Source organism: Microbacterium sp. AB (genome assembly GCF_032878875.1).
GTDB classification, from domain to species: Bacteria; Actinomycetota; Actinomycetes; order Actinomycetales; family Microbacteriaceae; genus Microbacterium; species Microbacterium betulae.
Map to the genome: position 1 here is coordinate 1,118,652 of NZ_CP118157.1, position 14,543 is coordinate 1,133,194.

Consider the following 14,543-nt stretch of genomic DNA (forward strand, 5'->3'; position numbering starts at 1 on the left):
CTAGGCTTAGCCAGGAGACGTGAACGATCCGCCGAGAGGAGGCCTGCGATGACTGAGGCGTCCCGCAGCTCTCTTGACGAGGTGGTCGCCCAGGTCGACAGCTCTGCTCCACCGCTGACCGGCGGTGCTGTGCCCGACGGATACCTCCTGCGCACCCGCTTCCTGCGCTACGAGTACCACGACGAGGAGAATGCCTGCTCACCGCAAGTTCATGCCCACCCTGAGCATGTGGTCTTCTGGCCCGAGCGTGGCTCCGCCACCCTCGAAGTTGACGGCATACGCCGCAGTATCACTCTCGGACACGGCCTCTGGGTACCCGCCGGCATCCCGCACCGCGCCTCACGAGACGACACCACCCTCGCGGCGCTGCACATCACGCCGAACGCTTGGACCGGGAAGACAAGCGCCACTGTAAGAGCGATGACCATGATCCCCGCGCTACGCGAGCTTCTGACTCACATCGCGTACGCCGGAATCACGAAAGAGCAGCGCGTCCGGGCGCAACACGTCTGTCTGGACCTCATCTCCGACGAGCCAGGCCCCATGATCGACCTTCCCATCCCACACGACCCCCGGATCGCCGATATCTGCCGTCGGCTCCTCGCCGACCCGACCGACGACCGATCCATTGACGAGTGGGCACAGCAACACTCCACCAGCAGCCGCACTCTAGCCCGAGCATTCCGCTCCACCACCGGCATGACCTTCAGCCAATGGCGCACCTGCGCCCGCATGGCCCAAGCCATCGAACACCTCGGCGAGGGAATGCCCGTCGGCACGGTCGCCCGCAGGGTCGGCTACTCGACCATCGCCGCCTTCAGCACTGCCTTCCACCGCGTACTCGGCCGCCCTCCCCACGAGTTCCACCCCGTCGATAACTGAGCGAACCCGCTGCGGCCATCTTGTGACGCGACCGGGCCCCTGTCTGTTTGACGAAAACGGTTGGCAGCCTATAGTGCGCAGAGCGCCCTACAGTGGATAGGTGAGCCTTACCTCACCAGGATCCAAGCCTACAGAAAGCCCGCATATGCCCCTCATCCGCCGTCGGCTCCTCGCCGCCGCCGTCCTAGCGCTCGCGCTCGTCACTACCGGTTGCACCGGTGCCAGTAACAACGCCGAGGACAATTCGACTGGTAACTCCGGCAACTCGTCCGATGTATTTCCCGTGACCATTGATCACAAGTTCGGTGAGACGATCATCACCGAGAAGCCCGAAACCATCGTGGCCCTTAGCGCCCTGTCGGCGGACAACCTCATCTCGCTGGGCGTCCTTCCCGATGTGACAATGCCCGACACCTGGGCCGGAGATGAGGACGGATACAACCCCTGGACCCGCGAGGCAATCGAGGAACTGGGTGCCGAGATACCCCCAACATTCCCGTTCAACGCCGCCGAGATCGACTACGAGGAAGTTCTTTCCTATGCGCCAGATCTCATCTTCGCGACAGAGGTGATCTATGACGAGACGGTGTACGAGCGGTTGAGCGAAATCGCACCGACGATCATGGCGCCCGCAGTGGATTCCGGGCGAGACGGATGGCGCGAGCAGATGCTCGACACCGGCGCGGCTGTCGGCGAGCTGGCCGCGGCGGAGGAGATCGTAGCAACCACTGAAGCTGTCGTCGCTGATGTTCGTGACGCGCATCCTGAGCTCGAAGGCCACACATTTGTCATGAGCCGAGGTCTGCTGGACGGCGACACGAGCATGCTCGTCTACACCTCGGCTTCGCGCCTTACCGAATACGCGGCTCAGCTCGGACTGGAGAACGCGTCAATAGCGGATGAGCTTGCGGAGAATGAGAGCGGATACACCGGCGAGGTGAGCCTGGAAGAACTCGACACGGTGGACGCGGATCTGTGGATCGGGTTCATCTATCGGGAGGAGTCGTTGGACCTCACCCTCGACAATGCTCTTCTCGGCGCGTGGGAGCCGTTCGCCACAGGAAACTACTTCGCGATCACCGATCGTCAGTTGACGCAGGCGATGTCCTTCTCCACGCCACTCTCGATCGAATGGGGCGCTTCCCAGCTTGCGGACGCTGTCGCTGAGGTCATTGAGAACGCGGAGGGATGACGATGCCCCTGACGAGTGCGAGACAGGCGTATCCTCATCTTCCCGAGGAGTACGCGCCGCGCATCCATCGCGCTGAGGTGGTGGCGGTGCATCGAATCGGACCCGGCATGATCCGTGTGGTTCTCGGCGGTGCGGACATGGACGACTATCCCACGACCGGGATCGGGGATGAGTTCGTGCGGTTGTTCTTTCCCGAGCACCCTGATTATGAGGCGCCTTCGCCGTTCCTCACTGATCGTGGATGGGACTATCCTCCCGGAGCAGAGCCTTCCCCGGCGCGCATCTATACGATCCGCGGCCACCGACCGGGCGAGGTTGACATCGATTTTGTGGAGCACGAGGGGGGCGTCGCTGCAGCCTGGGCGATGCAAGCTCGACCGGGCCAGCAGGTCGCTCTCAATCCACCGAAAGCGATCTACAACAGGCCTGAACATATGCGCCGGCAACTGCTGATCGCGGACGAGCCCGCACTCCCGGCTGCTCTGCGGATAGCAGAGCTGACAGCGGCGGATGTGGAGACGCATCTGCTGTTGGAGGTGCGCGGCGAGAAGTACCGGTTGTTCGCGGATGCGCCGGATGCTGTGTACACCTGGCTGTGCGGCACAGGTAACGGTCGTGCTCCCAGCGAGCTGGCCAGGATGCTACGACGGCGGGGCGTGGATGAGGAGACCTTCGTGTGGGTTGCCGCCGAGACGAAGGCGACCCGCCACATCCGCACGTATTTGCGTCAGGAGCTTGGGCGTTCCAACGAGTCGTACACGTGGCGCGGGTACTGGACCGACAAGGCGGAGGAATGGCGCGCCCGCTACGACGCGCTCGGCGAAAACGTCCGCGCTCGTATCCAGGCGCTGCACGCGAGCGATCGTAACGGCGATGAGGTCCTTGATGAGGTTCAGAAGCTCTACGAGGCAGCCGGCTTGTGACGACCACGGTGACTCTCGCTGCGGCCGCAGACGAGGCCGAGAAGGAGAGCCGGGGGCTCGCGCGCACGAACGCTGTGCGTCTGTGGACGCTCGCCGTCGCTGTGGTTGTTCTGGTCGCGGTCGCGGCGCTGAGTATCGCGGTAGGGTCTCGCGCGATCGCACCGTCGACGATCTGGGACGCGCTGTTGTCCTATGACGTTGCCAACAGTGAGCACTTGGCGATCCATGAGTTGCGCGTTCCTCGCACGGTTATCGGCCTGATCGTCGCCCCGGCGCTCGGGTTGTGCGGCGCGCTCATCCAGGCCTTCACACGCAACCCGCTGGCCGACCCTGGCATCCTCGGCGTCAATGCCGGAGCGGCCTTTGCCGTCACTTTGGCTGTCGGAGTGCTCGGCGTCACCGCGCCACTGGGTTACGTGTGGTTCGCGCTCCTCGGTGCCGGAGGCGTTACCGTCCTGGTCTACCTCCTCGGGTCCATCGGCGGATCACGCGCGACACCGGCGAAGCTCACCCTCGCCGGTGTCGCGCTCAGCGCCGTCCTCGGCGGCTTGACCAGCGCGATCGTGCTCTCCGACATCGGGACGCTCGACCGGATGCGGTTCTGGGGCGTCGGCTCCATCGGCGGACGCGACCTCAGCGTCGCGCTCATGTTCGCACCGCTCATCGCTCTCGGTGTCCTGATCGCCGTTCTCGTTGCCCGCCCCCTCAACGCCCTGGCCCTCGGCGATGAGCTGGCGACCTCGCTCGGGGTGAGAATCGGTCATATCCGTATCGCGGTGATCGTGGCCGTCACGCTCCTGGCCGGCACCGCGACCGCTCTAGCAGGTCCGATCGGGTTCGTGGGCCTGATGGTGCCCCACGTGGTGCGCTGGTTCGTCGGACCGGATCAGCGGTGGATCATCGCGTTCACCGTCATCGTGGCTCCCATCCTGCTGCTGAGCGCCGACATCGTTGGCCGGATCATCCTGCCCAGCGGGGAGCTTCGTGTCGGACTCGTCACCGCGATCGTCGGGGCGCCGGTGCTGATCCTGCTCGCTCGCCGTAAGTCGGTGAGCGAGCTGTGAGCACCATCCAGCGTTCGTCCCCGGCGGCTATTGATCACGGCTACCTAGCGGTCAGGGCGCGCGCCGGCCGCGTTTCTGACCTTCTCGGCGTTCGAGGCATCATCGTCGGGCTGATTCTGGCGCTCGCGACGCTGGCGCTCGGGATCGTCTCGCTCGGCATGGGCACCTACGAGCTGTCACCGGGTGAAGTGCTCGAAGCACTCATCTACCTCGATGCCGATCCGCGGGCGCGCTTGCTGGTGTTCGAGTGGCGGCTCCCGCGGGTGCTGTTCGCGATCGCCTGCGGCATCGCCCTCGCCCTCTCCGGTGCCATCTTCCAGTCTCTGACCCGCAATCCGTTGGGCTCCCCTGACATCATCGGCTTCTCTGCAGGTTCCTACACAGGTGCGATTGTCGTGATGCTGTGGATCGGTTCCAGCCGCTACCTCGATGTCGCTGCTGGCGCACTCATCGGCGGCGCGGTCACCGCCACCGTGGTGTATCTGCTGGCGATCCGCCGCGGCACGGTGGGAAGCTTCCGGCTGATCATCATGGGCATCGGTGTCGGCGCGCTGCTCAACTCACTCAACTCCGCACTGATGATCTCCACCGACGTGGACTCGGCCCTGCTCGCGGCCGTCTGGGCCGCGGGCTCGCTCAACGGGCTCGGCCACGAGCAGCTTTGGCCGATGGTCACGATGCTTGCCGTGCTGCTCGTACTCGTGACCACCGTTGCGCCGGGCGTGCGTCAGCTCGAACTCGGTGACGACGCCGCCCGCGCACTCGGAGTACGCGCCAACCGAGTGCGAGCAGTCGCGGTCGTTGCTGCTGTGTCACTGACCGCACTGGTGACCGCTGCCGCCGGTCCTATCTCGTTCATCGCCCTCGCGGCCCCGCAGATCGCCCGACGCCTCGTCGGAGGCACTGGACTCGCACTCGTGCCCTCAGCGTTGGTGGGGGCGTTCGTGCTGCTGGCATCAGATGTGATCGCCCAACGGGTCGGATTCCCGGTGGGTGTGCTGACCGTCATCGTCGGTGGTGGCTACCTGTCCTGGCTGCTGGCCGCCGAGTACCGGAGGAGAACATGACCACCACTGCCCCCCGCACGTCCGCTGCTGTCGACGCCCAGGACAGGATCACTCAGAACGCGATCGAGGTCGCGGGTGTGCGTGTCGGCTACGACCGTCGCGTCATCTGCGAGGACGTCAGCCTGACCATCCCTGCTGGTGGTTACACGGCGATCATCGGCCCGAACGCCTGCGGCAAGTCGACCCTGCTGCGCGCGGTCGCTCGCATCCTGCCGCACGCCGTGGGCAGCATCCTGCTCGACGGGCAGGACATCTCCAGCATCCCGACCAAGAAGCTCGCTACCCGCCTTGGCCTTCTGCCGCAGTCGTCGCTGTCGCCCGAGGGTATCCGAGTCGCCGATCTCGTCGCCCGAGGCCGTTACCCCCACCAGGGGATGTTCGATCGCTGGTCGAAGACCGATGAGCAGATCGTGGTGGAAGCGATGGCCGCGACAGGGATCAGTGACTTGTCTGGGCGCCCGGTCGATGAGTTGTCGGGCGGGCAGCGGCAGCGGGTCTGGGTGGCGATGGTCCTGGCCCAGCAGACCCCGACGCTGTTGCTGGATGAACCCACGACGTTCCTCGACATCACCCATCAGTACGGGTTACTGGAGCTGTTCGAGACCCTGCGACGCGAGCTGGAACGCACGATCGTGGTCGTGCTGCACGACCTGAACCAGGCCGCCCGCTACGCCTCCCACCTGATCGTGATGAAAGACGGTGACATCGTCACCGCCGGCCCGCCCTCCGAGATCATCACCGCCGAGCTGATCGACGAGGTCTACGAGCTGCCGTGCCGCATCGTGCCCGATCCCGAGACGGGAGCGCCGATGGTCATCCCGAAAGCCGTGCTCAGGTAGGTGCCTGTTGGGAATGCTGATGATTTGGTTGACTCCAGGACTGCTTGAGCTTGCGGGCTTGGGCGGGAAAGGATGGCAGTCATGCCGGTCAAATATTCGGATGAGTTCAAGCGGGACGCGGTCGCGCTCGTGGTGACCCAGGGGATGTCGCAGAAGCAAGTGTGTGCGGATCTGGGGATCTCGAAATCCGCGCTGCAGGCATGGGTCCGCGGCGCGCAGCTGCGGGATCGCGGGATCGAGCCCGCCCCAACCGGGAACGTGGACATGCAGCGTGAGCAGGCGAAGATGCTGAAACGGATCCGCGAGTTGGAGATGGAGAACGAGGTGCTCCGGCGGGCGGCGGCGTATCTGTCGCAGGCGAACCTGAAGATCGGGTCTGCTAGCCCAAAATAGTGTTCCCGCTCGTCCGTGAACTGGCCGCGACCGACGCTCCTTCCCGGGTGTCGGTCGCGGGGGCGTGCAGGGTCCTCGGCTTCTCCAAGCAGGCGTACTACCAATGGCTCGCGAAGCCCGTCAGTGACCGCGATTGGGACGAGGCGCATTTGATCAACGCGGCCCGGGATGTGTGGGACGAGGACCGGTGCCAGGGGTATCGGCTCATCTGCGACGAGCTCGTCGATGACGGGTGGCAGGTGTCGGAGCGGCGAGTGTGGCGGGTGTGTTCGCAAGAGGGCATGTTCTCGGCCGCGCATCGACGCAAGGGCAAACGCAAACACCGTCGGCCGGGTCCGGCCGTCCACGACGATCACGTGAGACGGGACTTCACTGCCCAGTCTCCGAACCAGCTCTGGCTCACGGACATCACTGAACACCGAACTGCCGAGGGGAAGCTGTATCTCTGCGCGGTCAAAGACGTGTTCAGCAACCGGATCGTCGGGTATTCCATCGACTCGAGGATGAAGGCCTGGCTGGCCGTGAACGCGCTCGAGGACGCGATCAACCGGCGCGAAAACCCGACCGGAGTGATCGTGCACTCGGACAGGGGCAGTCAGTTTCGTAGCCGACGCTTCCGGCGAGCACTGCGTCGACATCATCTGCGAGGTTCGATGGGCCGTGTCGGGGCCTGTGCCGACAATGCCGCGATGGAGAACTGGTTCAGCCTGCTGCAGAAGAACGTCCTCAACCAGCAGCACTGGGCCACCCGCGACGAACTGCGCCTCGCGATCGTGCACTGGATCGAAGCCCGCTACCACCGACGCCGCCGTCAACGCCAACTCGGGAAGTTGACCCCCATCGAATACGAAGCAATCATGAACACCACCGCCGACCTGGCGGCATAAGGAAACGAGTCAACCAAACCATCAGCATTCCCCACCGTGCCCACGCCGAAACGACCCGCGAAGGCCCCCGGCCTGTCCACGATCCAGCGAATGCTGTCGAACCCGTACTACAAGGGCGACGTGATCTTCCGCGGCGCCTCCTATAACGGCCTCCACGAACCGCTGGTCAGTCCCGAACTGTGGTACCGGGTACAGAACGTCCTCACCGCACACCAGGTCTCGGCAGAGAAGACCCAGACGCACGAGCACTACCTGAAAGGCTCGATCTACTGCGGCGACTGCGGTTCACGACTGATGGTCACGCACGCGAAGAACAGCAAGGGCATCGTGTCCCATACTTCATCTGCGCAGGTCGGCACTCCAAGCGCACGAGCTGCCAGCGACAGGCGATGCCCGTGGCCGACATCGAGCAGAGGATCGAGGACTACTACCGGCAGGTGCAGATCCCCGAGCACATCGTGACCGCGCTGCGGCACATGCTCACCCGTCAGTTCGATGACCTCCATGCAGCGAGCAAAGGCGAACGGCGCGCCCTGGTCGCGGAGCGAGACAAGCTCCGTGACGAACGACGCAGCCTCCTGCACGCGCACCACGCGGGCGCCGTGCCGCTCGATCTACTGAAAGAGGAACAGGACCGCATCTCCCGGCGCCTCGCGTTCCTCGACTCGCGGATCGACGCCGGCCAGGTCGAGTACGACCAGGCCAAGGCCCACCTGGAGGATTGCCTGGCTCTGGCCGGCAACGCCCACGCCATCTACATAAGCCTGGACGACTCGCTGCGCCGCATCTGCAACCAAGCGTTCTTCGACCGCATCAACGTCTACGAGGTCGAGGACATCGACGCCGTGGCCGCCGACCACGGCGAGCCGTTCGACATGCTGTTCGACCCGGCGCTGCACGCCGACGCACTGACCTACGAGGCGGTGGTACAGCAGGGCGTGGACGCTAAACCCGCTGATGTCGCGGGTTTGAACATCCAACATTGGGTGGGCCCAGTGGGGCTCGAACCCACGACCCGCGGATTAAAAGTCCGATGCTCTGCCAACTGAGCTATAGGCCCGTCGACAAGTCTACGGCGCACGGCGAGGCCGCCGACGACACGGGGTCGCCGGCGGCCTGGTCGATCCGGGCGCCGAGCGGCATGCTCGGCGCGGCGTCACTCGGTCGGGGGCATCAGCACCGTGTCCACGAGGTAGACCACCGCGTTGGCGGTCTGCACGCCGCCGCAGATGACCGTGGCGTCGTTGACCATCAGGTCGTCTCCGCTCCCGGTCACCTCGAGGTCGGATCCCTGCAGGGTCGTGTGGGTCCCGGCGATGTCCTCGGGCTCGATCTGGCCCTCGACCACGTGGTACGTGAGGATCGACGTCAGCATGTCGGCGTCGGTGCTCAGCGTGTCGATGGTCGCCGCGTCGATCTTCGCGAACGCGTCGTCGACCGGCGCGAACACCGTGAACTCGCCGCCGTTCAGTGTGTCGACGAGGTCGACGTCGGGGTTCAGCTCGCCGCTGACCGCCGAGGTGAGCATCGTCAGGAGGGGGTTGTTGGACGCGGCCACGGCGACGGGGTCGAGCGACATCCCCTCGACCGATCCGGCTCCGTCGGGGACCTCCTCTGCGTACGCCCCGCAGCCCGCGCCGACGAGGTTCGCGGCGGGGTCCATGGTCTCCATCGCCTCGGGCGTCGCCTCCGACGAGGTCTCCGGCGCCTCCGACTCCTCCTCCGTCGTGGTGCCTCCCATCGAGCATGCCGACAGTGCGAACGCGCTCGCCAGCGTGAGCGTCAGTGCTGCGGTCATCTTCTTCTTGGTGCTGAGCATCTCAACCTCCGTGTTCTCGAGCCGCGACTCTCCCGCGGCGTCGAATCATGTTCGGAGCCCGGCGGATACCGGATGGGATCGAGATCGTCCGCGTGCCGGATCCGGCGTCCTCAGACCCCTCCACCCGACGCGGGACGCCGTCCGCGGAGCGCGGGCCGTCGCCGCGGCGGGCGGGGTCTTCTCGTCCGCCTGCGGGCGAAGCGGCGTAGCCTTGAGCGGATGAGTGCGGAGTTCAGCAAGCCGGTGCGCCGGCCCTCGGAGACGTTCGACCGGCTGTTCGCGGGAAGCGACCCGGCCGAGGTCTCCCGCGCGGCCCACGCGACGGCGACGGCGCTGCTCGCGCGCGTGCGGGACGAGGCGGACGACGACGCCGTCGACCGGCTGATCACCTTCACGGACCGCCACGGGATCGACGACATCGCGGAGCTGTGGTCGCGGTCGCCCGCGCGCTCGCTCCCGGGCTCCCTGTGGCGGCTCTACCTCGTGCAGCTGTCGATCCACGACGACGCGCACACCGCCGCGCTGATCTACGAGCGGGGTCGGGCCGAGCTGCGCTCGGCCGATCCCATCGTCGCGGGGGCTCCCATCCCGGCCGGACCGCAGGAGCTCGTCACCCTCATCGACACGATCATGCGGGGCGCGTTCACGGGCGACTTCGCCGTCGCCCTCGACCGCGCAGCCGCCTTCTGCCGCGTGCAGGCGGCCGGCGCGACGCACGTCGCGGACGACTACGAGCCCACGGAGCCGCATCGGTCATCCGAGCTCACGACGAGGGCGCTGCGCCTCGCGACGTACGCGTCCGACCTCGCCGCGGCGGCTCGGCTCTGGCGCCGCGAGGCGCTCGAGTAGCGCGGGCATCGCCGGGCAGAGAGAAGCCGGACCGCAGAAAACGCCTCTCGGCGGAAGGCCGCTCGCAGCGGCAGAATTTGGAGCCCGGGGTTACTGCGGCCCGGCCATGACAGTCTAACGGGCATCCTCCACCGGGTATTCCCGAACGTTCTCGGGAGGCGGGGCGCCCTCGGGCGCGCCGTGGACGCATCGCCGGGAGGATGGCGGCCTCCCGGAGCGAAGGCGTGCGGTGTCCGGGGGATGCGCCATCCACCCGGGCGTCCGGGCGTCGACGCGGGTGGGGACGGTCGATGGGACGACCGCGGGAGGAGACGCGCGGCGCGGGCCGGCGCGGATCAGCCGAAGCGGCCCGAGACGTAGTCCTCCGTCGCCTTGATCTGCGGGGTCGTGAAGATCTTCGTCGTGTCGTCGTACTCGATCAGCTTGCCGGGCTTGCCGGTGCCGGCGATGTTGAAGAACGCCGTCCTGTCGCTCACGCGCGATGCCTGCTGCATGTTGTGCGTCACGATGACGACCGTGTACTCGTTCTTCAGCTCGCTGATGAGCTCCTCGATCGCGAAGGTCGAGATCGGGTCGAGGGCGGAGCACGGCTCGTCCATGAGGATGATGTCGGGGGAGACCGCGATCGCGCGCGCGATGCACAGACGCTGCTGCTGACCGCCGGAGAGGCCGGATCCCGGCTTGTCGAGACGGTCCTTCACCTCGTTCCACAGGTTCGCGCCCGTGAGGGACTCCTCGACGAGGGCGTCGGCATCGCTCTTCGAGATGCGCTTGTTGTTGAGCTTCACGCCCGCCAGCACGTTCTCCCGGATCGACATGGTCGGGAACGGGTTGGGCCGCTGGAACACCATGCCGATCTGGCGGCGGACGAGGACGGGGTCGACGCCCGGGCTGTAGAGGTCCTGGCCGTCGACGAGGACATGGCCCTCGACGCGCGCGCCGGGGATGACCTCGTGCATGCGGTTGAGCGTCCGGAGGAAGGTGGACTTGCCGCAGCCGGAGGGGCCGATGAACGCCGTCACGGTGCGGGGCTGGATGTCGATCGAGACGCCCTCGACGGCGAGGAAATCGCCGTAATAGACGTTGAGGTCGTTGACTTCGATGCTCTTGGACACTGCGGTTCCTTGTCTGGTCGGAGAGGTGCTGCGGCTTACCGGCCCGAGATCTTCGGGGCGAAGACCTTCGCGATGAGTCGGGCAAGCAGGTTCAGCAGCATGACGATGAGGATGAGCGTGAGCGCGGCCGCCCAGGCGCGCGCGATGGCGGCGTCGGGGTTCGTGCCCTGGTTCATGTACTGGTTGTACGCGAACACGGGAAGCGTCATCATCTGGCCGTCGAAGAGGTTCGTGTTGAGGCTGAGCGTGTAGCCGGCCGTCAGCAGGAGGGGAGCGGTCTCTCCGATGACGCGGGCGATCGCGAGCATGATGCTCGTCGTGATGCCCGCGATCGAGGTCGGGAGGACCACCTTCATGATCGTGAGCCACTTCGGCACGCCGAGCGCATACGACGCCTCGCGCAGCTCGTTCGGGACGATGCGCAGCAGCTCCTCGCTGCCGCGCACCACGACCGGGATCATGAGCACGGCGAGCGCGAGCGATCCCATGAAGCCCATCGAGATCCCGGGCCGGACGAGCAGGGCGAACACCGAGTAGATGAACAGGCCCGCGACGATCGACGGGATGCCCGTCATGACGTCGACGAGGAACGTGATGGCGCGTGCGAGCTTCCCGCGGCCGTACTCCACGAGGTAGATCGACGTCATGAGGCCGATCGGGACGGCGATGACGGCGGCCATGAGGGTGACGAGCACGGTGCCCCAGATGGCGTGGACGATGCCTCCGCCGTCGCCGACGACGTTGCGCATCGAGTACGTGAAGAACTCCGCGTCGAAGCGCTGCACGCCGTTGGCGACGACGGTCCAGAGCAGCGACACGAGGGGGAGCAGCGCGAGGATGAACGCCGTCGAGACGAGCGCGGTCATGAGCCGGTCGACGGCCTTGCGGCGGCTCTCGACGATCGAGGAGACGACGAAGATGAGCGCCATGTAGACGATCATCCCGACGACGAGGGCGCCCGCGACGTTGACGTCGGCGAGGTCGTCTCCGGCCGCGACGACCCCGAAGACGACGAAGGACGCCACGAGTGCGGCGCCGAGGAGCGCCCAGGGGGTCCAGCGCGGCAGCCGGCCGGACGTGAGGCGCGCGGGCCGAGCGGGAGCGGTGATGGTGGCCATGTCAGTTCGCCCCCGAGAACTCGGCGCGGCGCGAGACGATCCAGCGCGCGAACGCGTTGACCGCGAAGGTCACGATGAAGAGGATGAGGCCGGTCGCGATGAGCGTGTTGACGCCCTCGCCGTGGGCCTCGGGGAAGCGCAGCGCGATGTTCGCGGGGATGGGCGTGGGGTTGGTCGAGGTGAGCAGCTCGAACGTCACGGCGCCCGACGTCGAGAGCACCATCGTGACGGCCATCGTCTCGCCGAGCGCGCGGCCCAGGGCGAGCATCGCCGCGGACACCATCCCGCCGCGGGCGAAGGGGAGCACCGCCATCCTCACCATCTCCCAGCGCGTGGCGCCGAGCGCGAGCGCCGCCTCCTCGTGCAGCGTCGGCGTCTGCAGGAAGACCTCGCGGCAGATCGCCGTCATGATCGGGATGATCATGACGGCGAGCACGAGCGACGCGGTGAGGATGGTGCGGCCGGTGGGGGAGACCTGCCCGGCGAAGAAGGGCACCCACCCGAGGTTCGCGTTGAGCCACTCGAAGAGGGGAACCAGGAGGGGGGCGAAGACGAGGCCTCCCCAGAGGCCGAAGACCACCGACGGGACGGCGGCGAGAAGGTCGATGACGTATCCGAGGACGGCCGCCAGCCGGCGCGGCGCGTAGTGCGAGATGAAGAGGGCGATGCCGATGGCGATCGGCGCCGCCACGACCAGGGCGATGAGCGAGGACCAGACCGTGCCGAACACGAGGGGCCCGACGTACGTCCAGAACGACTGACCGCGCAGGATGTGGTTGCCGCTCGTGTCCGCCTGGAACGCCGGGAGGCTCTGCACGACCAGGAACACCGCGACCGCGGCGAGGACCACGAGGATGATCGTGCCGGCGCCGAGCGCCGTGCCGGAGAAGATCCGGTCCCCGAGCCGCTGTTTGGCCTTGACGCGTGCGCCGCGCGGCGGCGTCTCCGGCGGGGCGGACGGCGGGGTCGCCGTCTTCTCAGAGGTGCTCATGTGCTCCCAGTCCTCGGGTCAACGTGGGGTCTTGCAAGGCGAGGCCGGTCGGTCCGCGACCGCGACGATGCCCTCGCGCCATCCTTTCCCGGGAAGTCCTCCGGGGACAAGGGCGCGAGGGCACCGTCGCTCAGCGATCAGCCGGCATGAGGGCTGTTCGGCGTTCTCAGCCGACCTGGATCTGGTCGATCGCCGTGAGGACCTGATCGCGCAGGCCGTCGGAGATCGGAGCGCTGCCGGCGTTCTCCGCAGCGGCGTCCTGGGCCTCGGCGCTCGCGACGTACTCCAGGTACGCCTTCACGAGCGCTGCCGTGTTCCCGTCCTCGTACTCCTCGCAGGCGATGAGGTAGCTCACGAGGGCGATGGGGTAGGCGCCTCCCGTCGCGGCGGCGGGATCGACGTCGAAGACGAGGTCGCCCTCGCCCCGGCCCTCCACCAGCGGCGAGTTCTCGACGAGGAGCGAAGCGGCCTCCGACGAGTACGGGACGAACTCCCCGTCGACCTCCACGTGCGTCTGGCCGAGGTCGCCGACCTGCGACGCGTCGGCGAAGCCGATCGTCCCGTTGCCGCCGGAGATGGCCTGCACGACGCCCGACGTGCCCTGCGCGGCCTCGCCGCCGCTGATCGGCCACTCGTCCGACGGCTCGTAGGTCCAGACGTCCGAGGCGGTCGCGGAGAGGTAGGTCGTGAAGGTCTCCTGCGTCCCGGAGGGGTCGGAGCGGTGCACGGGCGTGATGGCGAGGTCGGGGAGCTCGACGCCCTCGTTCGTGGCGGCGATCGCCTCGTCGTTCCACGTCGTGATGGTGCCCGCGAAGATGCCCGCGATCGTCGCGGCGTCGAGGTTCAGGGTCTCGATGCCGTCGAGGTTGAACGCCACGGCGACGGGGGAGATGTACAGCGGCACCTCGACGATGGCGTCGGACGCGCATGCGCCGAAGCCGCCGGCCGCCACCTCGTCGTCGTCGAACGCACGATCGGACCCGATGAACGCGCTCGCGCCCTCGAGGAAGTTGTCGCGGCCGACGCCGGAGCCGGTCGGCTCGTAGTTGACGGTCACATCGGCGTTCGCGGTCTGGAACGCGGCGACCCATGCCTCCTGCGCGGCCGCCTGCGAGGAGGCGCCGGTCGCATCGATCGTGCCGCTGAGCTCGCTGCCGGCGTCTCCGTCGGCGCCGGCGTCTCCGCCCTCGTTCGCGGCGCAGCCTGCGAGAGTCAGGGCGGCGACGGCACTCACGGCTGCCAGGCTCGAAAGACGAGTGATCTTCACTGTGGATCCTCATTCGGTTCAGTGTCAGGGACGGCCCCGCCGGGTCGCGGGGCACGTGAGGACGCTAGGAGCGTGTGGTGAAGAGACTGCGCTGCCGAGGTGAACGGGGGGTGAACGCGCCGGAACGAATGCGCACC

At 67.0% G+C, this 14,543-nt stretch carries 14 protein-coding genes, 1 tRNA gene and 2 pseudogenes; 9 read left to right on the plus strand and 8 right to left on the minus strand.

Features of this window, described 5'->3' with window-relative positions; all coding sequences use genetic code 11:
* Positions 1-48 precede the first annotated feature (48 nt).
* From N8K70_RS05375 to N8K70_RS17135, 8 genes and pseudogenes are all read left to right on the plus strand, one after another.
* The gene (locus tag N8K70_RS05375; RefSeq protein ID WP_317140576.1) at positions 49-882 is read left to right on the plus strand and encodes a helix-turn-helix domain-containing protein; all 834 of its coding nucleotides are present in this window, start codon (positions 49-51) and stop codon (positions 880-882) included.
* Between the two features lie 145 nt (positions 883-1,027).
* Positions 1,028-2,074 (plus strand): ABC transporter substrate-binding protein, encoded by a 1,047-nt coding sequence (locus tag N8K70_RS05380; protein WP_317140577.1) that lies wholly within the window; start codon positions 1,028-1,030, stop codon positions 2,072-2,074.
* Positions 2,071-2,997, plus strand: coding sequence for a siderophore-interacting protein (locus N8K70_RS05385; protein ID WP_317140578.1), 927 nt, complete (start codon positions 2,071-2,073; stop codon positions 2,995-2,997). Before N8K70_RS05380 ends, N8K70_RS05385 begins: the two co-directional genes overlap by 4 nt.
* Positions 2,994-4,061, plus strand: a complete 1,068-nt coding sequence (locus N8K70_RS05390; protein WP_317140579.1) for a FecCD family ABC transporter permease — start codon at positions 2,994-2,996, stop codon at positions 4,059-4,061. The genes N8K70_RS05385 and N8K70_RS05390 overlap by 4 nt, the downstream gene beginning before the upstream one ends.
* Positions 4,058-5,128, plus strand: a complete 1,071-nt coding sequence (locus N8K70_RS05395) for a FecCD family ABC transporter permease (protein ID WP_317140580.1) — start codon at positions 4,058-4,060, stop codon at positions 5,126-5,128. The genes N8K70_RS05390 and N8K70_RS05395 overlap by 4 nt, the downstream gene beginning before the upstream one ends.
* Positions 5,125-5,967 carry an ABC transporter ATP-binding protein gene (locus tag N8K70_RS05400; protein WP_317140581.1) on the plus strand — a complete coding sequence of 281 codons (843 nt, stop codon included), beginning with the start codon at positions 5,125-5,127 and terminating at the stop codon, positions 5,965-5,967. The genes N8K70_RS05395 and N8K70_RS05400 overlap by 4 nt, the downstream gene beginning before the upstream one ends.
* Before the next feature lie 81 nt (positions 5,968-6,048).
* Positions 6,049-7,247 (plus strand): annotated as a pseudogene (locus N8K70_RS05405) (IS3 family transposase).
* A gap of 90 nt (positions 7,248-7,337) precedes the next feature.
* Positions 7,338-7,391: pseudogene (locus N8K70_RS17135) on the plus strand (hypothetical protein); the annotation flags it as partial.
* A gap of 122 nt (positions 7,392-7,513) precedes the next feature.
* On the opposite strand, the gene N8K70_RS05410 reads toward N8K70_RS17135, so the two are convergent.
* From N8K70_RS05410 to N8K70_RS05425, 4 genes are all read right to left on the minus strand, one after another.
* Positions 7,514-7,840: a hypothetical protein gene (locus N8K70_RS05410; RefSeq protein WP_317140582.1), complete on the minus strand. Its 327-nt coding sequence runs from the start codon at positions 7,838-7,840 to the stop codon at positions 7,514-7,516.
* Between the two features lie 21 nt (positions 7,841-7,861).
* Positions 7,862-8,230: a hypothetical protein gene (locus N8K70_RS05415; protein WP_317140583.1), complete on the minus strand. Its 369-nt coding sequence runs from the start codon at positions 8,228-8,230 to the stop codon at positions 7,862-7,864.
* Positions 8,231-8,234: 4 nt separating this feature from the next.
* Positions 8,235-8,307, minus strand: a tRNA-Lys gene (locus tag N8K70_RS05420).
* A 96-nt stretch (positions 8,308-8,403) separates the two neighbouring features.
* The gene (locus N8K70_RS05425; RefSeq protein ID WP_317140584.1) at positions 8,404-9,066 is read right to left on the minus strand and encodes a fasciclin domain-containing protein; all 663 of its coding nucleotides are present in this window, start codon (positions 9,064-9,066) and stop codon (positions 8,404-8,406) included.
* A 219-nt stretch (positions 9,067-9,285) separates the two neighbouring features.
* Here N8K70_RS05425 and N8K70_RS05430 point away from each other — a divergent pair, with 219 nt between their 5' ends.
* Positions 9,286-9,915 (plus strand): DNA-directed RNA polymerase subunit beta, encoded by a 630-nt coding sequence (locus N8K70_RS05430; RefSeq protein WP_317140585.1) that lies wholly within the window; start codon positions 9,286-9,288, stop codon positions 9,913-9,915.
* 335 nt (positions 9,916-10,250) lie between these two features.
* Here the strand turns inward: N8K70_RS05430 and pstB are convergent, their stop codons facing one another.
* The 4 genes from pstB to N8K70_RS05450 all read right to left on the minus strand — a co-directional run bounded on the left by pstB (position 10,251) and on the right by N8K70_RS05450 (position 14,406).
* Entirely contained in the window at positions 10,251-11,030 is a 780-nt protein-coding gene (gene pstB / locus N8K70_RS05435; RefSeq protein ID WP_317140586.1) for a phosphate ABC transporter ATP-binding protein PstB, read from the minus strand.
* 35 nt (positions 11,031-11,065) lie between these two features.
* Positions 11,066-12,148, minus strand: a complete 1,083-nt coding sequence (pstA, locus tag N8K70_RS05440; RefSeq protein ID WP_317140587.1) for a phosphate ABC transporter permease PstA — start codon at positions 12,146-12,148, stop codon at positions 11,066-11,068.
* Position 12,149: 1 nt separating this feature from the next.
* Entirely contained in the window at positions 12,150-13,139 is a 990-nt protein-coding gene (pstC, locus tag N8K70_RS05445) for a phosphate ABC transporter permease subunit PstC (protein WP_317140588.1), read from the minus strand.
* 166 nt (positions 13,140-13,305) lie between these two features.
* The gene (locus N8K70_RS05450; RefSeq protein ID WP_317140589.1) at positions 13,306-14,406 is read right to left on the minus strand and encodes a phosphate ABC transporter substrate-binding protein PstS; all 1,101 of its coding nucleotides are present in this window, start codon (positions 14,404-14,406) and stop codon (positions 13,306-13,308) included.
* Positions 14,407-14,543: the final 137 nt, after the last annotated feature.